Origin of the sequence: Acidovorax sp. sic0104, from assembly GCF_019219095.1 — a bacterium.
Taxonomy (GTDB): Bacteria; Pseudomonadota; Gammaproteobacteria; order Burkholderiales; family Burkholderiaceae_C; genus Acidovorax.
Genome location: NZ_JAHUWH010000012.1, coordinates 42,025 through 64,959, shown reverse-complemented (window position 1 = coordinate 64,959; position 22,935 = coordinate 42,025). Strand labels below are relative to the sequence as shown.

Genomic DNA, 22,935 nt, shown 5'->3' with positions numbered 1-22,935 from the left:
CATGCACATCGAACCTGGGCTGGTGGACACCACCAAGATCTTCCTGAGCTACGCGACGGGTGCCACGGCGCTGCTGTATGCGGCCAAGCTGGCGGTCGACATGGTGAAGCAGGAGGGGGTGGTGGCTTTGCTGTTGCGCTCGGTGTTTACCACGGCGCTGGTGTTTGCGTTCTTCGAGCTGCTGCCGCACCACCCGGTGGGGGTGTCGGAGGTGCATTTGATTCTGGGCACGACCTTGTTGTTGCTGTTTGGGGCTGCGCCTGCGTGTATCGGGCTGGCTGCGGGGTTGTTGATCCAGAGCGTGTTTTTTGCGCAGCAGGATTTGCCGCAGTTCGGGATGAATGTGACGACGTTGCTGGTGCCGTTGTTTGCCACGGCTGCAATCGCCAAGCGCATCGTGCCGGAGAGCATGGCGTATGTGGACATGACGTATGCGCAGACGTTCAAGTTGTCGGTGGCTTACCAGGGCGGGATCGTGGCCTGGGTGGCTTTTTGGGCTATTTATGGTGCGGGGGTTGGGTCGGCGAATCTGGAGAGCATTGCGACGTTTGGTGCTGCTTACATGATGGTGGTGTTGTTGGAGCCGCTGGTGGATCTGGGTGTGTTGGCGGGGGCCAAGGCTTTGCGTCGTTTCGAGGGCTCTGCGTTCGTTGAGCGTCGGTTGCATCAGGCTGTTTGATTTGTGATCGTGACTCGTTGTTGCTTCGGTTGTTGTTTCAAGTGCGGAGGCCGGGATGTGCGCCCGGCGGCGCACCTTCTTTCTTTTGCGTCGCCAAAAGAAAGAAGGCAAAGAAAAAGCGACCCCCAGTCTGCGACCCCCATCGCCCGTTGGGCGAAGGGGGCAACCTGCGATGCTCGGTCGTGGGGTGGCGTCGCAGAACTCGCTGCGTTTGGCCGCAGGCCAAACTACGCTCAAACAACTGCGACGAGTCAGATCACGAAGTGCGTGTGTCCTGCGGCACACGCACCCACCCCACGCCCTGCGCTTCTCGGCGCAGCCAGCAGGGGTGGGGAGCGGGCTCCACACGGGCCATGGCTCCGCTCGGCCCGGGTTGCCTCGCTGCGCTTCGGCCTGGTGGGGAGTGGCGGCGGGGAGTCATTTCGAGACCAAGCATGGATCTACGGAGCATTGGTCAACCCGCAGCCCTTCGGCTCGGGCAGTGCGACCGCACCCACCCTGTGGGCAGCGCGCAGCGCGTCCCCGACCCCCGGCGCAGCTGCCCAGGCAGCAGCCGGGTGGTATTCACCCCCTGCTGGCTGCGCCGAGAAGCGCAGGGCCGGGGGTGGGCGTGTGTGCCGCAGGACACACACGCTTCGTGATCTAGCTCGTCGCAGATGTTTGAGCGGAGCGGGGCCAACGGCCCCGCGCAGCGAGTTCTGCGACGCCACCCCCGGCCCGAGCATCGCAGGTTGCCCCCGTTCGCCCGACAGGGCGAACGGGGGACGCAGACTGGGGGTCGCCTTCTCTTTGGTGACTTTCTCTTGGCGAAGCAAGAGAAAGTTACTGCGCCGCCGGGCGCACACCCCGGCCTCCGCCCTTAAAGCCGCAACCGAAGTAACCATGGCCCCAGGTCAATAACGAGACCCCATGCAAATCGAATCCCCTCCCATCCTCCGCGACACCCCCAAACCCCAAGGCGAACGCCGAGGCCTGATCCTGGTCCACACCGGCACCGGCAAAGGCAAAAGCACAGCCGCCTTCGGCCTCGCCCTGCGCGCCCACGGCCGTGGCAAGACCATCAAGGTCTACCAGTTCATGAAGGTCCCCACCGCCCGCTTCGGCGAGCACCGCCTGTTCGAGCAACTCGGCATCCCCATCGAAGGCCTGGGCGACGGTTTCAGCTGGAAGAGCCGCGACCTCGACCACTCGGCGCAACTCGCGCTGGACGGCTGGGCCAAAGCCGAGGCGACCATTCGCGCGGGCGCGCACTTCATGGTCGTGCTCGACGAGATCATGTACCCCTTGCGCTACGGCTGGATCCCGCTCGAATCCATCCTCACCTGCCTGCGTGAACGCCCGCCGCACGTGCATGTGGTGCTCACCGGCCGCAACGCGCCGGCCGAGCTCATCGAGCTGGCCGACACCGTCACCGAGATGACCCTCATCAAGCACCACTTCAAGGCCGGCGTGCCTGCGCAGCGCGGCATCGAGGACTGACGGTGAATCCCTCCGTGGCAATGCCCCTGGCAGCACGCACCCGCCTGCGCCCCACGCTGCCGGCGCTGGCCATGCTCGGACTGCTGGGCGGCCTGGCGGCGCCCGTCGCGCAGGCACAGCAGCACCGCATCGTCACCCTGTCCCCCTCGCTGACCGAGGCCGTCTGCGCTTTGGGCCATTGCGCCGAGCTGGTGGGCACCGACCGCTATTCGAGCTGGCCCGGCACCGTGGCCAGGCTGCCCAAGGTGGGCGGCCTGCAGGACGCTCAGATCGAGCGCATCGTGGCCCTTCGGCCCGACATGGTGCTGCTGGGCCCGCGCAGCCGTGCGGGCGAGCGCCTTGCGGCGCTGGGCGTGCCGGTGCAGGTGTTCGATGCGCGCACGCATGCCGACCTCAAGCGCATGCTGCAGAGCGTGGGGCAGTCGCTGGGCGAATCCGCGCGCGCGGCCGAGCTGGTGGCACGCATCGAGCGCGAGCTCGAGGCCGCAGCGCGCCGCATGCCCGCTCACCTGCGCGGGCGCAGCGTGTATGTCGAAGTGGGCGTGGGCCCCACAGCCGCCAGCGCGTCAAGCTTCATTGGCGAGACCGTCGCGCGCCTGGGCCTGGTGAACATCGTGCCGGGTGACATGGGGCTGTTCCCGCGCGTCAATGCCGAGATGGTGGTGCGCGGGGCGCCCGATCTCGTCATCGGTCCGGCCGCTTCGCTCATCAACCTGGCCGAGCGGCCCGGCTGGTCCGGCATGAAGGCGCTGCGCCAGCACCAGGTCTGCCAGCTCGACGCCGACCGCATGGACCTGCTGTCGCGCCCCGGCCCGCGCCTGGGCGAGGCGGCGCACATGCTGGTCGATTGCCTCATGGGCCTGCCCCAGGTACTGCGCTGAACCGCAGTTCCTTCCCTATCGATTTTTCTGACTGGAGAACCCTTCCATGCAATTGAACAAGATTCCCGCCACCATCGTCACCGGCTTCCTGGGCAGCGGCAAGACCACGCTGCTGCGGCATCTGCTGACCCACGCGCAGGGCAAGCGCATCGCCGTCATCGTCAACGAGTTCGGCGAGCTGGGCATCGATGGCGAGCTGTTGCGCAGCTGCGGCATCGGCTGCGATGAGAACGGCGAAGAAAATGGCCAGCTGTTCGAGCTGGCCAACGGCTGCCTGTGCTGCACCGTGCAGGAAGAATTCGCTCCCGTGATGGAGCAACTGGCCGCACGCCGCGACCAGATCGACCACCTGGTGATCGAGACCTCGGGCCTGGCGTTGCCCAAGCCGCTGGTGCAGGCCTTCCAGTGGCCCGCGCTGCGCAACGTGTTCACCGTGGACTCGGTGATCACCGTGGTGGATGCGCCCGCCGTGGCCGCCGGCCAATTCGCTGACGACCCTGTGGCCGTGGATGCCCAGCGCCGCGCCGACGAGAACCTGGACCACGAATCGCCCCTGCACGAGCTGTTCGAAGACCAGCTTGCCACCGCCGACCTGGTGGTGCTGCACAAGACCGACGGGCTGGACGCCGACGCCCTGGCCCGTGTGGAAGCCATCGTGCGCGGCGAGACCTTGCCGGGCGTGAAGTTCGTGCACGCCCAGCACGGCCGCATCGACCCCAGCGTGCTGCTGGGCCTGGGCCATGCGGTGGAAGACGTGATCGATGACCGCAAGACCCACCACGATGAGGAAGAAGACCACGACCACGACGAGTTTGAATCGGTGCACGTCACGCTCGACGTGACCGACCGCGCCCGTCTGGTGGAGGCCCTCGTCGCCCTGGTGCAGCGCCACGAGATCTACCGCATCAAGGGCTTCGTGGCCCTGCCGGGTGCGGCCATGCGCCTGGTGGTGCAGGGCGTGGGCCAGCGCTTCGACAGCCACTTCGACCGCGCCTGGCGCGCAGGCGATGCGCGCGCTACGCGACTGGTCGTGATCGGCGACCACCTGGACGCTGCGGCCCTGCAGGCCGAACTGCAATCGGCACTGGCCGAACCTGCTGCCACCACCGTCTGAGGCGACACCCATGCATCTGCTTTCCACACGCCCGGGTGGCTACGTCGAGGACGGGGGCCAGGGCCTGGTGCGCGTGGAGCAGACGCCCGGCGACATCGTCATCCTGAGCGCGGCCGACACCACGCTGTCGTTGCTGTCCGACGCAGCGGCCAGCCTGTGCGCGGGCTTTCCCAGCGTGCGCCTGGCCAACCTGATGTGGCTGCGCCAGCCCGCGTCCACCGACATGTATGTCGACGACGTGCTGCGCCATGCGCGCGTGATCGTCATCGACCACCTGGGCAGCCCCAGCGACTGGGCCTATGTGGTGGAGCAAGCGATGTCGCTGGCCGGCAAGCACCGCCAGTGGCTGGCCCTGTTCTCGGGCGACAACATCGAAGACCCGCAGCTTCTGATGCGCAGCACCGCAAGCCCCGAGGACTGCCACCAGCTTTGGCGCTGCCTGCGCGAGGGTGGGCGCGACAACGCGCTGGCGTTCTTTGCGCTCATCGGCCATGCGGCCTTCGGCATCGGCCCGCGCCCGCCGCCACCCCGGCCGCTGCCGCCGGTGATGGCCTACACCCCGGCCGCCGCGGCGCCGTGGATTCCCGACGCGCCGGTGGCGATGCTGGTGTTCTACCGCGCGCACATTCAGTCGGGCAACACGGCGGTGTTCGATGCCGTGCACGCGGCACTGGCAGACGCGGGTCTCAACACCCTGGCCGTGGGCGTGGACTCGCTCAAGAACCCGGAGAGCCTGGCCGCGCTGCAGGCCATGGCCGCCGCGCAGGGCGTGGGCATCGTGCTCAACGCCACGAGCTTTGCCGTGGCCTCCATCGACGGCAGTGACGACGACGGTGCGCAGGCGGTCGCCCTGGCCGGCGATGCGCCGGTGCTGCAAGTCATCACCGCCGGCTGCTCGCTGGAGCAGTGGCAGGACGACCCGCATGGCCTGGCGCCGCGCGACCTGGCCATGCAGGTGGTGCTGCCCGAGGTGGACGGGCGCATCGGCGCGCGCGCGATCAGCTTCAAGGGCCTGGCGTGGCGCTGCGAGCGCACCGAGGTCGATGTGGTGCGCTACCAGCCCGAGCCCGAACGCATCGCCTTCGTGGCCGAACTGGCGCGCCGCTGGTGCGTGCTGCGCAGCAAGCCGCAGGTGGACAAGCGCGTGGCGCTCATCCTGGCCAACTACCCCAACGACGATGCACGCCTGGCCAACGGCGTGGGCCTGGATACACCGGCCTCCACCGTGCTGATTTTGCAGGCGCTGCGCGACGCGGGCTACACCACGGGCGATCTGCCCGAGGGCGGCGATGCGCTGATCGCGCAGCTGGTGGCGGGCGTGACCAACAACCTCGACGCCAACGCAGACCGCCCCGCGGGCCAGAGCCTGGCCATGGCCGACTACCTGTCCGACTTCGGCGCGCTGCCGCAGGCCAGCCAGGACGCGGTCAATGCCCTGTGGGGCCCGCCCGGCGCCGATCCCATCGTGCGCAGCGGCCGCTTCATGGTGCCGGGCGTGCGCCTGGGCAACGTCTTCGTGGGCATCCAGCCCGCGCGGGGGCGCGACCTGGACCTGGTGGCCACGTACCACGATGCCGATCTGGTGCCCACGCACGGCTACCTGGCCTTCTACTTCTGGCTGCGCCGCGCGTTCGCGGTGGACGCGGTGGTCCACGTGGGCAAGCACGGCAACCTCGAATGGCTGCCGGGCAAGAGCGTGGCGCTGGGCGCCGCGTGCTGGCCCGATGCCATCCTGGGCCCGCTGCCGCACCTGTACCCGTTCATCGTCAACGACCCGGGCGAGGGCAGCCAGGCCAAGCGCCGCACGCAGGCCGTCATCATCGACCACCTGATGCCCGCGCTCACGCGCGCCGAGACCTACGGCCCGCTGCAGCAGCTCGAGCGGTCCATGGACGAGTACTACGAGGCGCTGCCGCTCGACCCGCGCCGCGCCAAGCTGCTGCGCCAGAGCATCCTCGACCAGGTGCTGAAGAACGGCCTGCACCAGGAACTGGGCTTTGCCCCGCCGGCCGACGATGTACAGCGCGAGGCGCTGCTCGGCCGGCTCGACGCCTACCTGTGCGAAATCAAGGAGTCGCAGATCCGCGACGGCCTGCACATCCTGGGCCGCTCGCCGCGGGACCGCCAGCGGACCGACACGCTGGTGGCGCTGGCGCGCTTTCCGGGCGGCGCGGCCCCAGGGCTGGGCAGCCTGCTGGTGTCGTTGGCCCGTGATCTGGAACTGGGTGATTTCGACCCGCTGAACCCCGAGTGGGCCGCACCGTGGACAGGCCCGCGCCCTGCCGCGCTGCAGGCCCTGGGCGACGAGCCCTGGCGCCACGTGGGCCACACGCGGGAGCGCCTGGAGAAGCTGGCGGCGCAGTGCGTGCAGAAACACCTGGCGGTGGACGAGGCCGGGCACATCGTGGGCCTGCCCATGGACGCCACGCAGCGGCCGCACAGCGCCCAGGTGCTGGCGCGCATGCGCACGGTGCTGGCCCCTCGGCTCGATGCCTGCGGCCCCAACGAGATGGGCCAATTGCTGCGCGGCCTGGCGGGCAGGTTCGTGCCGCCCGGCCCCAGCGGCGCGCCTTCGCGCGGCCGGCCCGACGTGCTGCCCACGGGGCGCAACTTCTACTCGGTGGACACGCGCGCCGTGCCCACGCCCACGGCCTATGGCATGGGCGCGCTGGCGGCCGACCGCGTGGTGGAGCGGCATCTGCAGGACCATGGCAGCTTTCCCACCGCAGTGGGCCTGTCGGTCTGGGGCACCAGCACCATGCGCACGGGCGGCGAGGACATCGGGCAGGCCTTTGCGCTCCTGGGTGTGCGCCCCCGATGGGCGCCCGGCAGCAGCCGCGTGGTGGACATCGAAGTGCTGCCCATGGCGATGCGCAACCGCCCGCGCATCGACGTGACGCTGCGCGTGTCGGGGTTCTTTCGCGATGCCTTCCCCGGCGTGATCGACCTGTTCGACACGGCCGTGCGTGCCGTGGCCGCCATTTCGCCAGACGATGAGCCCGACGACGTGAACCCGATCCGCGTGCGCGTGCGGCGCGAGGCGGCCGAGAGTGAAGCCAGCGGCATGGCCGCCGAGGACGCTGAGCGCCGCGCCACATGGCGTGTGTTCGGCCCCCGCCCCGGCGGCTACGGTGCGGGCCTGCAGGAGGTGATGGCCTCCGGCCGCTGGAGCACGTCGGACGACCTGGCCCAGGCCTACCTGCGCGCGGGCGCCTTCGCCTACGGGCAGGGCGGCCACGGCGAGGCCGCGCGCGCCGCCTTCGAGCAGCGCCTGGCGGCGGTCGACGCCGTCCTGCACAACCAGGACAACCGCGAGCACGACATCCTCGACTCGGACGACTACTACCAGTTCCAGGGCGGCATGGCTGCGGCCGTGCAGCACCTGGCCGGCGCGCCGGCCGCGCTGTACCACGGCGACTTCAGCACGCCCGGCGCGCCGCGCATCCGTACGCTGAGCGAAGAAGTCGCCCGCGTGGTGCGCGCCCGTGCCGTCAACCCCAAGTGGATAGCCGGCGTGAAGCGCCATGGCTACAAGGGCGCCTTCGAGATCGCGGCCACGGTGGACTACCTGTTTGCCTTCGACGCGACCGCCGGCGTGGTGGCCGACCACCAGTACGCGCTGCTCGCCGATGCCTACCTGCACGACGACGACACACGCGATTTTCTGCAACAGCACAACCCGCTGGCTCTGCGCAGCGTGGGTGAGCGCCTGCTCGAGGCCATGCAGCGCGGCCTGTGGACCGAGCCCGGCGAGCACCGCGAGCGCATCGAGCAGCACCTGCTGGCCCTTGAACACCGGCTCGAAACCTACGGAGAGGGTCCCTTGCAATGACCACGATTTCCTTGGCCCCCGTGCCTGGCACCACATTCCCTTTCACCGCACTGATCGGCCACGAAGCCCTGCAGCGCGCGCTGTTGCTGGCCGCCATCGACCCTGGCATGGGCGGCGTGCTCATCAGCGGCCCACGCGGAACGGCCAAGTCAACGTCCGCACGTGCGCTGGCTGCGCTGCTGCCCGACTCGCCCTTCGTCACCCTGCCTCTGGCTGCCAGCCTGGAGCAACTGGTGGGCACGCTGAACATCGAAGACGTGCTGCGCGACGGACAAGTGCGCCTGGCGCCCGGCCTGGTGGCGCGTGCGCACGGCGGCGTGCTGTATGTGGACGAGGTCAACCTGCTGCCCGATGCGCTGGTGGATTCGCTGCTCGACGTGGCTGCCAGCGGCGTGAACACGGTGGAGCGCGACGGCGTGTCGCACCAGCATGCCGCGCGCTTCGTGCTGGTGGGCACCATGAACCCGGAGGAGGGCGAGTTGCGCCCGCAGCTGCTGGACCGCTTCGGCCTGTCGGTGGCGCTGCACAACCCGGCGGATGCCGCTGTGCGGCAGGCCATCGTGCGGGCCCGCCTGGCCTTCGAGGTCGACCCGGCCGCCGTAGCTGCGCGCCATGCCGCTGCGCAGGCCGAGGTCGCAGCGTCGGTGGTCCGTGCGCGTGCAGCGCTGGCGGGGCTGGAGTGGCCGGATTCCGTGGTGCACCATGCCGCTCAACTGGCCCTGGCCGCCGGGGTGGACGGTATCCGCGCCGACCTGGTGATGCTGCGCGCCGCGCGCGCGCTGGCCGCGCTGCAGCAGCATGGCAGCGTGCAGGTGTCGCATGTGGATGCAGTGGCCGAGCTGGCGCTGGCGCACCGGCGCAGCGACCACCCGGCCAGCGCGGCGCCGCCTTCAAGGCCTGCGCCGCCACCGCCGTCTTTCTCGCCACCTTCATCGCCATCGTCCGCCGACCGGCAGAGCGCAGGCGCAGCGCCCCAGGATGCCCCGGAGGGCGACTGGGGCGCCTTGCCGCCCGAACCCCAGCCCATGGCGCGCGTGCGCAGCACCGGAGCATGGCCACCAAAAAAAGCCTGAGCCACCCCGGCCCGCGCTCGCTGAAGACTCCCAAGGCAAGCGCAGGCTGGCGGTGGCAAGCTCCCCGCAATGCCTGGCTGCGCACGCCGCAAGCCGTGGCCCGGCCCGCCGGCGCGCAGGGTGCCGGCATCGTCTGGCTGCCCACGCTGCTGGCCAAGGGCCCGGCACGCCTGCAGCCCGAGCACCTGCGCCGCCAGCCGGCCAGCGCTGTGCAGCCTTGCCTGCACGTCATCGCGCTAGATACCTCGGGGTCGATGCGCCAGGGCGGGCGCCTGGCAAGGGCCAAGGGCTACGCCGCGCGCGTCATCGAACAAGCCGCGCGCGCGGGAGACCTGGTGGCGCTGCTGGGCTTCGGCGGCCAGGGCGTGCAACTGCTGCTGCCCCCGGGTCCCGCGCGCACGGCCGGCGCGGCGCGTGTGCGTCCGCTGGGCGGCGGTGGGGGCACGCCGCTTGCAGCCGGCCTGGCCGAGGCCGATCGCCTTCTGCGCACCGCGCGCCAACGGCGCGGCACGGCTGCACCTTCTTGTCTGTGGCTGCTGACCGACGGTCGCACGTTGGAGCAGCCCACCGCACCCGCCGCGGCCACGCACGTGGTGGTCGTGGATTTCGACGACCCGCTGCGACCCGTGGGCCGCTGCGCTGCCTGGGCCGCCCGGTGGCAGGCCGAGCACCGCACGCCCGAATCCCTGTCTTTCTAGAGCCTTCTTCACACATCGCGATGTCCGACGCTATTGCCTTCCCGCCGCCTTCCCACCCCACCGACGTGATCGTGTGCACCACCTGCCGTCCGGCCGGTGCATCCCGCGACCTTCCCGCCGACGGCGCGCTGCTGTTTGAGGCCGTGCAGACGGCGCAGCTCCAAGACGATGCGGGAGCCTGGGCCCGGGTGCGTGTGCGCGGCGTGGCGTGCCTGAGCAGTTGTTCGCGTGCCTGCTCGGTGGCCTTCCAGGCGCAGGGAAAGTACACCTTCGTGTTTGGCGACCTCACGCCCGACGATGAAACGGCGCGCCATGTGCTCGCCTGCGGCGCGATGCACGCTTGCGCCAGCGACGGCATGCTCAACCGCAACGAACGCCCCGAGCGCCTGCGCAGCGGCATCGTGGTGCGCCTGCCGCCCTCGGTATCCTGAGGCACCCCTTTCGACGCATCGATGGACGCCCTGACCACCATTCTTCTTCCCGCCGCTCACTGGGAGCTGCTGCCCGTGTTCCTTGGCGTGCCTGCGCTCGCGCTGGCGGTGGACTGGCGGCTGGGTGAGCCGCCTGCCGCGTGGCACCCCGTGGTCTGGATGGGCCGGGCGCTGCAGCGGGGCGGCGAGCGGGTGGCTCCGTTGGCGCCGGTGGCCCGGGATTGGAGATCTTTTTGGCTTGCAGCGATTGTCTGGTGCGCGCTGGCAGCTATTGTTTTTGTAGTGTCGGGCGTCTTGCAGCAGGTTGCGTTGACGGTGTACCCGCTCGTGGCTGCGGCGCTGCTGGCGTTGCTGCTCAAGCCTCTGCTGGCCTGGCGCATGCTGCGCGACGAAGTGCTGGCGGTGGAGGTCGCGCTGGGCCAGTCGCTGCCCGCAGGGCGCGAGCGCCTGTCGAGGCTGGTGAGCCGCGATGTGAGCGCGTTGACGTCCGAGGAGGTGCGCGAGTCGGCCATCGAGTCGCTGGCCGAAAACCTCAACGATTCGGTGGTGGCGCCGCTGTTCTGGTTCGCGCTGCTGGGCCTGCCGGGCGCCGCGCTGTACCGGTTGGCGAACACGGCGGACGCCATGTGGGGCTACCCGGGCATGCGCGGCGGGCGTTACTGGCAGTGGGCGGGCAAATGGGCGGCGCGGGCGGACGATGTGCTGTCGTGGCTGCCTGCGCGCATCGCCGCGCTGCTGCTGGCGGTGGGCGCGGGCGGTCTGCCGCTGCGCACGCTGGCGCGGCAGGCGCGCAAGACGCCGTCGCCCAACAGCGGCTGGCCCATGGCCGCGATGGCGCTGTCGCTGAACGTGCGTCTGGCCAAGCCGGGCGTCTATGCGCTCAACGGTGCGGCGCGCTCGCCTGGCCCGCTGGACACGCGCCGCGCCGCACGCCAGGGTGACAGGGTCGTGCTGATGCTGCTGCCGGTGGTGGTGGCCCTGCAGGTGCTGGTGGCGTTGGCAGCCATGGCGTTGATGGGCGGAGCCAAGCCATGAACGCGGTCACGCCCATGGAGATCGACACTGGTGTCTCTGCCTTGCCGCTGCACGGCGGGCCGGACGCTGGGGGCGTCCCGCTGCACGATTTTTCGACCAACAGCAATGCTTGCGGCCCGTGCCCGCAGGCGCTGCGCAGCGTGCAGGCGGCCGATGCCAGCCGCTATCCCGACCCTGCTTACACGGCGCTGCGGGCCCAACTGGCCGGCCTGCATGCCGTGGACCCGGGCCGCATCGTGCTGGCCGGCAGCGCGAGCGAATTCATTCACCGTGCCACGGCCTGGGCAGCGCGCCACGGCGCCACCTGCGTGGCCGTGCCGGCGCACAGCTACGGCGACTACGCACACGCAGCGCAGGCCTGGGGCCTGCAGGTGCTGCGTGCCGCACCTGGCGGCTTGCGGCCCGCTGCAGGCCTGCACTGGGCGTGCGAACCGTCGAGCCCGCTGGGCCAGGTGGACCCGGCGCTGGCCCTGTGGCACGCACAGGGCTGCGGGGCCGGCGCCCTGCAGGTGCTGGACTGCGCCTACGCGCCGCTGCGCCTGGACGGCCACCCCACCCACGCGCCCCCGTCGGCCTGGCAGCTGTGGACGCCCAACAAGGCGCTGGGCCTGACCGGCGTGCGCGCCGCTTACGCGATAGCCCCGGCGCACGAGACCCCCAGGCGCATCGCCGCGCTGCAGGGCATGGCGCCGTCGTGGCCCGTGGGCGCGCATGGCGTGGCCATGCTCACCGCCTGGGCGCAGCCCGCCGTGCAGCAGTGGCTGCAGCACAGCCTGGACACGCTGCGTGAGTGGAAGTCTGCCCAGCAGGCGCTGTGCACAGCCCTCGGATGGCGCGTGGTGCCCGGCAGCCTGGCCAACTATGTCGTGGCCCAGTGGCCTTTCGCCCACGCGGAGCAGTCGGAGCGTGTCCTGCATGAATTGCGCGCTCAGGGCATCAAGCTGCGCGACTGCAACTCTTTCGGCCTGCCCGGCCACGTGCGGCTGGGGGTGCTCGCGCCCGCTGCGCAGCAGGCGCTGGCCCGCGCCGTCCACGATGTGCAGCGCGCCGCCGCTACCATGCCCGATCCATCCAACCCCTGAGGAGCGCCACTTCGTGCGAACCATCACCGTCACCCGCTATGTCACGCCGCTGCGTGAAGGCGGCTCCATGCCCGCCGTCGTCGAAGGCGACGACCTGGGCCTGTACGTGCTCAAGTTCCGCGGGGCAGGGCAGGGCGTGCGCGCCCTGCTGGCCGAGATCATCGCGGGCGGCATCGCGCGCGCGCTGCAACTGCCTGTGCCCGAGATCGTGCTGGCCGACCTGGACCCGGCGCTCGCGCAGACCGAGCCCGACCCGGAGATCCAGGACCTGGTGCGCGCCAGCGGGGGGCTGAACGTGGGGCTGGACTACCTATCGGGCGCGCTCAACTTCGACCCGGCCGTGGACGAGGTGACCGACGACTTCGCCTCGCGCCTGGTGTGGTTCGACGCGCTTGTGGGCAATGTGGACCGTACCGCGCGCAACACCAACCTGCTGATGTGGCACCGCAAGCCCTGGCTCATAGACCATGGCGCGTCGCTCACATTCCACCATGCCTGGAACGGCGCGGTGGCCCAGCCTGCCAAACCGTTCGCACCCATCGCCGACCACGTGCTGCTGCACCGCGCCACCGCCATAGCGCAGGTCGATGGCGAACTGGCTGCGCTGCTCACGCGCGATGTGCTCACCCATATCCTGGCCGATGTGCCCGATGAGTTCCTGGCCATCGCCGGGGCCGAGCACACCGAGGGTCCGCTGTCGGCACCGGCGAGCCACCGCCAGGCCTATGTGGACCATTTCTGCGCGCGCCTGGAAGGCCGTGCCGCCTGGGTGGACGCGTTGAAGGGAGCCTTCGATGCGCAGCGCTGAGATGGATGTGTACGACTACGCCGTCGTGCGCGTGGTGCCGCGTGTGGAGCGCGAAGAATTCATCAACGCCGGCGTGATCCTGTCGTGCCATCGCAGCGGCTTCCTGCAGGCGGCGATCGCGCTCGATGAGGCGCGCCTGCTGGCCATGGATCCGCAGGTGGACATCGACACCGTGCGCCGCCACCTGTCGGCCATCGTCTCCATCTGCGCGGGCGAGGCAGGTTGCGGGCCGATTGCGCAGCTGCCCTTCCGCTCGCGCTTTCACTGGCTGACGGCGCGGCGCAGCGCGATCATCCAGACCTCACCGGTGCACACCGGCCGCTGCACCGATGCGGCAGCGGCGCTCGACCACATCATGGACCGCATGGTGCGGCCTTTGCCACCGCGCTGACCCTGCGCTGACCGCGGCCTGCCGTCCCCATCTTTCATGACCGAGTCTTCGACACATCCTCCACTGGCCCGCTGCGTGATGGTGCTGGGCACCACCAGCGGCGCCGGCAAAAGCTGGCTCACCACCGCCCTGTGCCGCTGGTACAGCAACCAGGGCCTGAAGGTGGCGCCATTCAAGGCGCAGAACATGAGCAACAACGCGCGCGTGGTGCCCGGCCCTGGCGGCATGGGCGCTGACGCGGGCGGCTTCGGCGCCTGGGGCGAGATCGGCAGCGCGCAGTACTTCCAGGCGCTGGCTGCCCGCGCCGTGCCCGAGGTGCGCATGAACCCGCTGCTGCTCAAGCCCGAGGCCGACACCAAGAGCCAGGTGGTGCTGATGGGGCAGGTGAGCGCCGAGCTGACCGCGCTGCCCTGGCGCGGCCGCAGCGAGCGGGTGTGGCCGCAGATTGCCGCCGCGCTGGACGCCCTGCGCGCCGAGAACGACGTGGTGGTGATCGAAGGCGCGGGCTCGCCCGCGGAGATCAACCTGCACGCCAGCGACATCGTGAACATGCGCGTGGCCCGTCACAGCGATGCGCGCTGCCTGCTGGTGACCGACATCGACCGGGGCGGCGCGTTTGCGCACCTGTACGGCACCTGGGCGCTGTTGCCCGAAGACGAGCGGGCGCTCATCCACGGCTTTGTGCTCAACAAGTTCCGGGGCGACGCTGCCTTGCTGGCCCCTGCGCCGCAGATGCTGCAGGAGCTGACCGGCGTGCCCACGGTGGCCACCATCCCGTTGCAATGGCACCACGGCTTGCCCGAAGAGGATGGTGTATTTGATATGACCCCCACGCTCGGCACTGGCGTGTCCTCGCTGCCCCCCGAGGGGGCCCTCGCGGCTAGGGGCGGCCCGTCGCCGCTCGCCGGCCGCAGCACCGCTGCCGGCGCGGTGTACACCACGGTGGCCGTCATCGCCTACCCGCGCATCAGCAACCTGGATGAGTTCCAGCCTTTGAAGAACGTGCCCGGCGTGCGCCTGCAGTGGGTGCGCAGCCCGGCCGACCTGGCGGCGCTGGGCGCTGCGGACTGGGTGGTGCTGCCCGGCTCCAAGGCCACCGCGTCGGACCTGGCCTGGCTGCGTGCACAGGGGCTCGACGGGGCCATCGCCACGCATGCCGCGCGCGGCGGGCGGGTGCTGGGCGTGTGCGGCGGCCTGCAGATGCTGGGGGAAGCGCTGATCGACACCGACGGCATCGACGGCAACGCGCCGGGCCTGGGCCTGCTGCCGCTGGTGACCGCGTTTGCGCGCGACAAGACGGTGCGGCTCACGCGAACGCGCTGGGGCACGCTGGCGGGGCCATGGAGCGCCTTGTCAGGGGTGGATGTGTCAGGCTACGAGATCCACCACGGGCAGACCGCGCAGCACCCGGCCATGGCCGCCAGGGGCGATGTGGCGCGCGAGGTGATGCCGGGCCTGGCCTGGACCAATGCGGCGGGCAATGTGCTGGGGGTGTACCTGCACGGGATGTTCGAAGACACGGCGGTGCTGCACGCGCTGTTCGGCACGCGCGCCCCCACCCTCGACAGTGTGTTCGACGGCCTGGCACAGTCCGCCGAGGCCTGCTTTGCGCCCGGTGTGCTGGCGGCGTTGATCGCGCACCCGGCGCCCGGCACTACGCCTGCTGCGGCATGACGGTGCGCGCCACCTCAGAGCCGCTCGCAGTGGTACGCGAGCGTGGTGTACGGGAAGCGCACGGTGTCTTGCCCGCGCAGCGCGGGACGGCGGGCGATGAGTTCTTCGATCTGCGCACGCACCTGCTGGCGCTCGGCATCGGGCAGCGCGGCGATGAAGCTCACCCACATGAAGCGGTCGATGATGACCTGCTCTGGCGGGCCCACGTGTTCGTGCTGCAGTCGCGTCTCGGCCAGGGCGCTGAAGCCGGGGTGAGGGAACGGTTGCTTCCAGTCGCCCTTGTAGAACCGCGGGGCATCGCCTTCGAAGGGCGTGATGATGGTGGTCAGCTCGGCCACCCAGTCCACGGATTCATCGCGCACATTCCACACCAGGCCGAGCTTGCCGCCGGGACGCAGCACGCGGTGGAACTCGTCCAGCGCGTCGGTGCCCGCGAACCAGTGGAACGACTGCGCGCAGACCACCGCGTCGAGCGTGGCATCGGGCAGGGGGATGGCCTGCGCCGTGCCTGCCAGCGTGCGCACCGTGGGCAACTGCAGTGCGTCGATCTTGGCGCGCATCGCGTCCACCGGCTCCACGCCCACCACATCGGCCCCGGTGGTCGCCAGCAGCGCGGTGAACTTGCCCGTGCCCGCACCCACATCGGCCACCTGCCGCCCCGGGCCCAGGCCCAGGGTGTGCGCCAGCCAGTCCGACAGCGCCGCCGGGTAGTCCGGCCGGCCGCGCGCGTAGGCCTGGGCCTCTTTCGCGTAACCCTGCTGTGCCGCAGCGTGCACAGCGTCATTCTTTGTGTTCACTACCACCATGACTGCACCTTTCGTTCTACCGTCCGTTGATGATTTGCATGATGCCGCGTTGGCCGCCCGCCTGCAGCACGTGATCGATTACAAGACCAAGCCGCTCGGTTCATTGGGCGCGCTGGAGCGCCTGGCGCTGCGCCTGGGCGTCATCCAGGGCACCGAGACGCCTGCACTGCATGCGCCGCAGATGCTGGTGTGCGCGGGCGACCACGGGCTGGCCGCAAGGGGCGTGTCGGCGTTTCCGAGCGATGTGACCTGGCAGATGGTCGAGAACTTCCTGGTCGGTGGCGCCGCCGTGAGCGTGCTGGCGCGCCAGCACGGCCTGGGCCTCACGGTGGTGGACTGCGGCGTGGCCAAGCCCATCGCGGCGCGTGATGCCGCGCCGGGCCAGCCGCAGTTGCTGCTGCGCAAGGTGGCTCTGGGCACGCAGGATGCGTCGGTCGGGCCTGCGATGACCGCAGCGCAGTGCGGCGAGGCCCTGGCCCACGGCGCGGAGGTTGTGCGCGGTCTGCCCGGCAATGCGCTGCTGCTGGGCGAGATGGGCATCGGCAACACATCGGTGGCGTCGCTGCTGCTCGCTCGCCTGGCCGGCCTGCCGCTGGCCGAGGTGACGGGTGCGGGCACGGGGCTCGACGCCGCCGGCATCGGGCGCAAGCGCGCCGTGCTGCAGCAGGCGCTGGATGCGAACGCGGATGCCACCAGCCCGCTCGATGCACTGGCGGCCCTGGGGGGCTTCGAGGTGGCCACGCTGGTCGGCGCGGTGCTGCAGGCTGCTGCCGAGCGCCGCGTGATCGTGGTGGACGGTTTCATCACCAGTGCCGCTGTGCTGGTGGCCAGCCGCCTGCAGCCGCATGTGCTGCAGCGCTGCGTGTTCGCCCACCGCTCGGGCGAACGGGGCCACAGCCTCATGCTGGCGCAGATGCAGGCCGAGCCGCTGCTGGACCTGGGCCTGCGCCTGGGCGAAGGCTCGGGCGCAGCGCTGGCCTGGCCGCTGCTGCAGTCGGCCTGTGTGGTGCTGGGCGAGATGGCGAGCTTCGAGTCGGCCGGGGTGGCCACGCAGACGGCCTGAACGCTGCGCGAGCAGGACCGGCCGGCCGGGTCAGGACGCCACGGTGCGGTTGCGGCCCTGTTCCTTGGCCCGGTACAGCGCTGCGTCAGCGCGCGAGAGCATGGCGTCCAGCGTCTCGCTGGGGCCGTGCCAGCTGGTCACGCCAATGCTGACCTGGCAGTCCAGGGGGTGGCCGGCGGTCAGGGCCGCGTGGACGCGCCCTGCCACTGCTGCTGCCGCCGCGGCATCGGCGCCCGGCAGCAACACCATGAATTCTTCACCTCCGTAGCGGCCCAGGCGATCGGCGCGGCGCAGCACCTGCTTCGTGCACTGCGCGAAGTGCACCAGCACCGCGTCGCCGTGCTGGTGTCCTCGCGAGTCGTTCACTGCCTTGAAGTTGTCCAGGTCCAGCATCATCATGGACGGCCCCTCTCCGTAGCGGCGGGCGCGCTCCAGTTCGTCCTCGCAGCGTTGCAGCAGGGCGCGGCGGTTGAGCGTGCCGGTCAGCGAGTCATGAGTGGCCAGGTGTTCCAGCTCCGTGCGTAGGCGGTCGGTGGCCATGAGCACCGCGCCGATGGACAGCATGAGTACCGTCAGCACATAGGCTCCGATGTAGAACGTCTGGAACACCGACGGCTCCATCAGGTCGGCCCCCGCATACCCGGTGGCGATGGAGACAAGGCGCATGGCCAGCACGCCCATGTGAAGGCCGAGCACTACCTGCACCAGCCGCACTGGAAAGGTCTGCTCGCCGTGCCGCATCATGAAGCGCAGCTGGACGGCATACACCACGCCCATGAGGACCGAGAAGAAGGCCACCCGCAACGCGTAGTGCGCAAACCCGTAGGTGAGCAAGATGAAGACACCCGTGCTGGCTGCCATGACCCAGGCCCAGCGCCGCCAGGTGGGCGCGGCCCCCATGAAGCTGCGCGTGCCCATGTAGTAGGTCACAGAGCCCAGTACCAGCAGTTCGTTGGCAAGCACCAGGCTCAGCCAGTCGGGGACAAAGCCGCGCACGCTGAAAAGCACGGTGGATGCCAGCCACAGCAGCGGGGCAGCAGCCCACGCGCCGACGCCACGGATGGACGGCGGGTAATGCCGCCGCATGAACAGCAGCACGATGGCCATCACGGCGGACATGAAGCCCGCCATGGCGATCATGGAGCGCGGGTCGAGTTGCGTCATCCGTCTGGGAAAGGTGCTGCGCGGTGAAAGTAATAATTTGTATCTGAGATTCAGTATAGCCATGTGATGGCGAACCCTGGTCAGGTTGCACCGTAGCAAGCGCTTTCGCACCAATAAAAGGCTTAAATCGCCTACCAAGCGCGGTACATATGCTGTAGCGTCATTCACTTGGTGCGGTATGCGCACGATGCTGGTGCGTTTTGTACTCAAAGTGAAATAAAGATTGTGTACAAAACTGGCATGGCGCTTGCATTGGCAAGTCCATGCAAGTCACTGCCTCCACCAACGCTCCAGCCGCTATTGAAATCGTCGCGCTCACCAAGCGATATGCCAGCGGCAAGCCTGCCGTGGACGCGATCAACCTGCGCATCGCCAGTGGCAGCTACTGCTGCCTGCTCGGGCCCTCGGGCTGCGGCAAAAGCACCACCTTGCGCATGATTGCCGGCCACGAGTCGGTGACCAGCGGGGACATCCTGCTGGAGAACCGCAACATCACCGACCTGCCCGCCGCTGCACGCGGCACGGCCATGATGTTCCAGAGCTTCGCGCTGTTTCCCCATCTCTCGGCGCTGGACAACGTGGCCTTCAGCCTCAAGATGAAGGGCGTGGCCCGGGCCGAGCGCCAAGCCAAGGCGCGCGACCTGCTCGAGCGCGTGGCCATGGGCCATCTGGCCGAGCGCAAGCCGGCCGAGCTGTCGGGTGGGCAGCAGCAGCGTGTGGCGCTGGCGCGCGCGCTGATCACCCAGCCGCGCGTGCTGCTGCTGGACGAACCCCTTTCCGCGCTGGACCCTTTCCTGCGCATCCAGATGCGCGCCGAGTTGCGCCGCTGGCAAAAGGAGCTGGGCCTGACCTTCATCCACGTGACCCACTCGCAGGAAGAGGCCATGGCGCTGGCAGACACCATGGTGGTGATGAATCACGGTGTGATCGAGCAGGTGGGCAGCCCGCACGAGGTCTACAACCGGCCGGCCAGCGAGTTCGTGGCGCGCTTCATGGGCGGCCACAACGTGATCGATACCGAGGGTGGCAAGGTCGGCGTGCGCACCGACCACCTGCAGATCGCCCCCGCCAGTGCCGAGCTGCCCTGGGGCGCCCAGCGCATGCAGGCCGTTGTGACCGACGTGGAGTATCAGGGCACCTATGTGCTGCTGGGCCTGCAGAAGCAGGGCGTGGCCCTGTCGGCCAACGCCACGGCGGCGTATTCGGTGATGGTGTCCGAGGCCGCCTTTGCTGCGCAACCCTATGCGGTGGGCCAGGGCGTGCAGCTGCATTGGACGCCTGAGCAGGCCCATCCCCTGTCCCCACGTGCTGCTCCGTTGTCCGCCCATGTGGCTGCTGCGGCCACTGCGCAGGCCGTGCCGGCTTGATGGTTGTTTTTTATTTCGTTGTCCGCTGTTCCAACCCCTCCACTTTGCCAACCAAGGAGCTTTCCCATGTCCGACGATTCTCGTGCTGATTCCCCCGCTGCTGTTGCGTCCTCCGACACCACCGGCGGCATGCAGCGCCGCTCACTGCTCAAGGGCACGGCAGGCATCCTGGCCGCCGGCGTGTTCCCGGCTGTCCACTCGCAGGAAAAGATCGTGCTGCGCTACCTGGGCACGGCGGTGAACCAGGACAAGGCCATTGCCGAGAAGTTCAAGGCCGACACCGGCATCGAGATCCAGTACGTGGCCGTGACCACGGACGACGTGACCAAGCGCGCGGTGACCGCGCCCAACAGCTTCGACCTGATCGACACCGAGTACTTCTCGCTGAAAAAGATCGTGCCCACGGGCAACTTGAAGGGCATCGACACCAAGCGCATCAAGAACGCCGACAAGATCACCACGCTGTTCACCACCGGCATGGTGGCCGGCAAGGCCGTGGGCGACCAGGGCACGGCGCCCAAGAAGGTGATCTACCTGGAGGGCGAAAAATCCAAGAAGTTTGCAACCGCGCCCACGCAGTACATGTCGCTCATCCCCACCGTGTACAACGCCGACACGCTGGGCATCCGCCCCGACCTGATCAAGCGCCCCATCAACTCCTGGGCCGAGCTGCTCAACGCCGAGTTCAAGGGCAAGACCGCGATCCTGAACATTCCTTCGATCGGCATCATGGACGCCGCCATGGTGGTCGAGGCCATGGGCATCTACAAGTACCCCGACAAGGGCAACATGACCAAGAAGGAGATCGACCTCACGATCAAGACCCTGATCGAAGCCAAGAAGCAGGGCCAGTTCCGCGCGCTGTGGAAGGACTTCAACGAGTCGGTCAACCTGATGGCATCGGGCGAGGTGGTGATCCAGTCGATGTGGAGCCCGGCCGTCACCGCCGTGCGCACCAAGGGCATCGCCTGCAACTTCCAGCCCCTCAAGGAAGGCTACCGCGCCTGGGCCGCCGGCTTCGGCCTGCCGGCCACATTGAGCGGCCGCAAGCTCGATGGCGCGTACGAGTTCATCAACTGGTTCCTGGACGGCTGGGCCGGTGCGTACCTGAACCGCCAGGGCTACTACAGCGCCGTGCTGGAAACCGCCAAGTCCAAGATGGAAGCCTACGAGTGGGCCTACTGGATGGAAGGCAAGCCCGCCACGCAGGACATCAAGAGCCCCAACGGCGACGTGCTGGCCAAGTCCGGCGCGGTGCGCGACGGCGGCAGCTATGAGTCGCGCATGGGCGGCATCGCTTGCTGGAACGCGCTGATGGACGAGAACAACTACATGGTCCAGAAGTGGAATGAATTCGTCGCGGCGTAGAGGTTTCACCCCCTGAGGCGCTGCGCGCCTTCACCCCTCTCTCGAACCGCTGCGCGGTTCGGGAGGGGGACGCCCCCGGTGCGGCGGGGCGGCCCTTGCACGGGGGCACTGGCCTCTGGCAGCGTCAGTTTCGACGACCGTTGCCCGATGCGATGGATATTTGATTTGAAAACACCATGAGCACTACCCACACTCCGACCATGCCTGCAGCGGCCACTCCCGGGCGCGGCATTGCCGCCTGGTGGCAGGCCGCGCCGTTCACGCTGGTGTTCGTGCTGTTCTTCCTGGTGCCGCTCGCGCTGATCGTGATGGTCAGCTTCTGGGACTTCAACGAGTACGAATTGCTGCCGGGCTTTACGTTCAAGAATTACGTGTCGATCTTCGATGGCTGCAGCGATGTTTCCGATGGGTTGTGCGTCACGCTCAAGACGTACTGGTCCACGCTCAAGTTCAGTTTTCTCGTGTGGCTGATCACGCTGGTGATCGGCTTCACCGTGGCCTATTTCCTGGCCTTTCATGTGCGGTCGTCGGGCATGCAGACGCTGCTGTTCGTGCTGTGCACCATTCCGTTCTGGACGTCGAACGTGATCCGCATGATCTCGTGGGTGCCGCTGCTGGGGCGCAACGGGTTGGTCAACCAGACCCTGGTGGGGGCGGGGCTCGTCGATCAGCCCGTCGAATGGCTGCTGTTCTCGGACTTCTCGGTGGTGCTGGCCTTCGTGCACCTGTACACCATGTTCATGATCGTGCCCATCTTCAACAGCATGATGCGCATCGACCGCAGCCTCATCGAGGCCGCCAGCGACAGCGGGGCCAGCGGCTGGCAGACGCTGTGGAACGTGATCGTGCCGCTGTCGCGCACCGGCATCATCATCGGTTCCATCTTCGTGATCACCATCGTCATGGGTGATTTCGTGACCATCGGCGTGATGGGCGGCCAGCAGATCGCCTCTATCGGCAAGATCATCCAGGTGCAGACGTCCTACCTGCAGTTCCCGCTGGCCGCGGCCAATGCCGTGATCCTGCTCGCGGTGGTGCTCATGATCATCTGGGGCCTCACGCGCCTCGTGGACATCCGAAAGGAGCTGTGATGGCAAACCGCATCCGCGAATCCCGCCCCGCCAGCTTCTGGCTGCTGGCCATCGTGTTCAGCCTGTTCGTGCTGTTCATGTACGGGCCCATGTTCGTCATCTTCATCCTGAGCTTCCAGGGCCCCGAGGGCGGGCTGACCTTTCCCATGCGCGGTGTGTCGCTGCACTGGTTCCACAAGCTGGCCGAAGGCCTGGGCGTGGTGGACATCGGCGCGGCGCTGTGGCGCTCGCTGGGCCTGGGTGTGGCGGTGATGCTGTGCACGGTGGTGCTGTCGGTGCTGGCGGGCCTGGCCTTTCGCAAGCGGCTGGCGGGCGGCAATACGCTGTTCTTCATCGTGGTGGCCAGCCTGATCATGCCGTCCATCATCGTGTCGCTGGGCATCGGGCTGGAGTTCCGGCTCATCGACAACGGCATCAAGGCCGCGCTCGAATGGCTGGGCATGGAGGGTGCTCTGGAGGGCTACGGAACGTCGCTCGGCCTGTTCACCTCGGCCCTGGGCGCGCACCTGACCTGGACGCTGCCGTTCGGCCTGCTGATCATGTTCGCGGTGTTCAACCGCTTCAACCCGGCGTACGAAGAGGCCGCGCGCGACCTGGGCGCCACGCCCTGGCAGGGCTTTGCCCATGTGGTGCTGCCGCTGATCGCGCCCTCGGTCGTGGGCATCGGCATGTTCGGCTTCACGCTCAGCTGGGACGAGATCGCCCGCACCTCGCAGGCCATCGGCGACGTGAACACGCTGCCGCTGGAGCTGCAGGGCCTGACCAGCACCGTCACCACGCCGTCGATCTACGCGCTCGGCACCCTGACCACGGTGGTGTCGTTCGTGGTCATGGGCATCACGCTCGCCCTGGTGTGGGCATTGGGCCGCGGGCGCAAGGGCCGTTCGGGGTAAAAACGG

Annotated in this window: 20 protein-coding genes; 18 read left to right on the top strand and 2 right to left on the bottom strand. The window is 68.9% G+C overall.

The genetic code is table 11. From position 1 onward, the window contains the following. Window position 1: 1 nt before the first annotated feature. The 13 genes from KW835_RS18670 (at window position 2) to KW835_RS18610 (ending at window position 15,177) form a co-directional block, all read left to right on the top strand. A complete protein-coding gene (locus KW835_RS18670; RefSeq protein WP_218385162.1) occupies window positions 2-679 on the top strand; it encodes an energy-coupling factor ABC transporter permease in 678 nt (225 codons plus the stop codon). A gap of 909 nt (window positions 680-1,588) precedes the next feature. After that, window positions 1,589-2,158 (top strand): cob(I)yrinic acid a,c-diamide adenosyltransferase, encoded by a 570-nt coding sequence (cobO, locus tag KW835_RS18665; protein WP_218385161.1) that lies wholly within the window; start codon window positions 1,589-1,591, stop codon window positions 2,156-2,158. Window positions 2,159-2,178: 20 nt separating this feature from the next. Beyond that, window positions 2,179-3,039, top strand: coding sequence for an ABC transporter substrate-binding protein (locus KW835_RS18660; protein ID WP_218385350.1), 861 nt, complete (start codon window positions 2,179-2,181; stop codon window positions 3,037-3,039). Between the two features lie 46 nt (window positions 3,040-3,085). Then, complete coding sequence (gene cobW / locus KW835_RS18655) at window positions 3,086-4,153, top strand: cobalamin biosynthesis protein CobW (RefSeq protein WP_218385159.1); 1,068 nt, start codon at window positions 3,086-3,088, stop codon at window positions 4,151-4,153. A gap of 10 nt (window positions 4,154-4,163) precedes the next feature. Then, window positions 4,164-7,985 (top strand): cobaltochelatase subunit CobN, encoded by a 3,822-nt coding sequence (gene cobN, locus KW835_RS18650; RefSeq protein WP_218385157.1) that lies wholly within the window; start codon window positions 4,164-4,166, stop codon window positions 7,983-7,985. After that, on the top strand, window positions 7,982-9,058 hold the full coding sequence (locus KW835_RS18645; RefSeq protein ID WP_218385155.1) for an ATP-binding protein: 1,077 nt from the start codon (window positions 7,982-7,984) through the stop codon (window positions 9,056-9,058). Before cobN ends, KW835_RS18645 begins: the two co-directional genes overlap by 4 nt. Beyond that, on the top strand, window positions 9,037-9,756 hold the full coding sequence (locus KW835_RS18640) for a VWA domain-containing protein (RefSeq protein ID WP_218385153.1): 720 nt from the start codon (window positions 9,037-9,039) through the stop codon (window positions 9,754-9,756). Before KW835_RS18645 ends, KW835_RS18640 begins: the two co-directional genes overlap by 22 nt. Window positions 9,757-9,776: 20 nt before the next feature. Continuing rightward, the gene (locus KW835_RS18635) at window positions 9,777-10,187 is read left to right on the top strand and encodes a DUF1636 domain-containing protein (RefSeq protein ID WP_218385151.1); all 411 of its coding nucleotides are present in this window, start codon (window positions 9,777-9,779) and stop codon (window positions 10,185-10,187) included. A gap of 21 nt (window positions 10,188-10,208) precedes the next feature. Continuing rightward, complete coding sequence (cbiB, locus tag KW835_RS18630; protein ID WP_218385149.1) at window positions 10,209-11,222, top strand: adenosylcobinamide-phosphate synthase CbiB; 1,014 nt, start codon at window positions 10,209-10,211, stop codon at window positions 11,220-11,222. Beyond that, entirely contained in the window at window positions 11,219-12,304 is a 1,086-nt protein-coding gene (locus tag KW835_RS18625; RefSeq protein WP_255593651.1) for an aminotransferase class I/II-fold pyridoxal phosphate-dependent enzyme, read from the top strand. Before cbiB ends, KW835_RS18625 begins: the two co-directional genes overlap by 4 nt. Window positions 12,305-12,317: 13 nt before the next feature. Then, window positions 12,318-13,112, top strand: a complete 795-nt coding sequence (locus KW835_RS18620; protein WP_218385147.1) for a HipA family kinase — start codon at window positions 12,318-12,320, stop codon at window positions 13,110-13,112. Next, window positions 13,099-13,503, top strand: coding sequence for a DUF3037 domain-containing protein (locus KW835_RS18615; RefSeq protein ID WP_218385146.1), 405 nt, complete (start codon window positions 13,099-13,101; stop codon window positions 13,501-13,503). Before KW835_RS18620 ends, KW835_RS18615 begins: the two co-directional genes overlap by 14 nt. 78 nt (window positions 13,504-13,581) lie before the next feature. Continuing rightward, the gene (locus KW835_RS18610; protein ID WP_218385342.1) at window positions 13,582-15,177 is read left to right on the top strand and encodes a cobyric acid synthase; all 1,596 of its coding nucleotides are present in this window, start codon (window positions 13,582-13,584) and stop codon (window positions 15,175-15,177) included. 14 nt (window positions 15,178-15,191) lie between these two features. On the opposite strand, the gene KW835_RS18605 is transcribed toward KW835_RS18610, so the two are convergent. Continuing rightward, window positions 15,192-15,983 carry a class I SAM-dependent methyltransferase gene (locus tag KW835_RS18605; RefSeq protein ID WP_218385144.1) on the bottom strand — a complete coding sequence of 264 codons (792 nt, stop codon included), beginning with the start codon at window positions 15,981-15,983 and terminating at the stop codon, window positions 15,192-15,194. On the opposite strand from KW835_RS18605, the gene cobT reads away from it, so the two are divergent. Beyond that, window positions 15,982-17,046, top strand: a complete 1,065-nt coding sequence (cobT, locus tag KW835_RS18600) for a nicotinate-nucleotide--dimethylbenzimidazole phosphoribosyltransferase (RefSeq protein WP_218385142.1) — start codon at window positions 15,982-15,984, stop codon at window positions 17,044-17,046. The two genes, KW835_RS18605 and cobT, sit on opposite strands and share 2 nt — an antisense overlap. Before the next feature lie 30 nt (window positions 17,047-17,076). On the opposite strand, the gene KW835_RS18595 is transcribed toward cobT, so the two are convergent. Beyond that, entirely contained in the window at window positions 17,077-18,210 is a 1,134-nt protein-coding gene (locus KW835_RS18595) for a GGDEF domain-containing protein (RefSeq protein WP_255593649.1), read from the bottom strand. A gap of 263 nt (window positions 18,211-18,473) precedes the next feature. On the opposite strand from KW835_RS18595, the gene KW835_RS18590 reads away from it, so the two are divergent. From KW835_RS18590 to KW835_RS18575, 4 genes are all read left to right on the top strand, one after another. After that, window positions 18,474-19,577 carry an ABC transporter ATP-binding protein gene (locus KW835_RS18590; RefSeq protein WP_218385140.1) on the top strand — a complete coding sequence of 368 codons (1,104 nt, stop codon included), beginning with the start codon at window positions 18,474-18,476 and terminating at the stop codon, window positions 19,575-19,577. A 66-nt stretch (window positions 19,578-19,643) separates the two neighbouring features. Further along, window positions 19,644-20,945, top strand: a complete 1,302-nt coding sequence (locus KW835_RS18585) for a PotD/PotF family extracellular solute-binding protein (RefSeq protein WP_218385138.1) — start codon at window positions 19,644-19,646, stop codon at window positions 20,943-20,945. A 176-nt stretch (window positions 20,946-21,121) separates the two neighbouring features. Next, window positions 21,122-22,036, top strand: a complete 915-nt coding sequence (locus KW835_RS18580; RefSeq protein WP_218385136.1) for an ABC transporter permease — start codon at window positions 21,122-21,124, stop codon at window positions 22,034-22,036. After that, window positions 22,036-22,929 (top strand): ABC transporter permease, encoded by an 894-nt coding sequence (locus tag KW835_RS18575; RefSeq protein WP_218385134.1) that lies wholly within the window; start codon window positions 22,036-22,038, stop codon window positions 22,927-22,929. Before KW835_RS18580 ends, KW835_RS18575 begins: the two co-directional genes overlap by 1 nt. The last annotated feature ends 6 nt before the right edge of the window (window positions 22,930-22,935 follow it).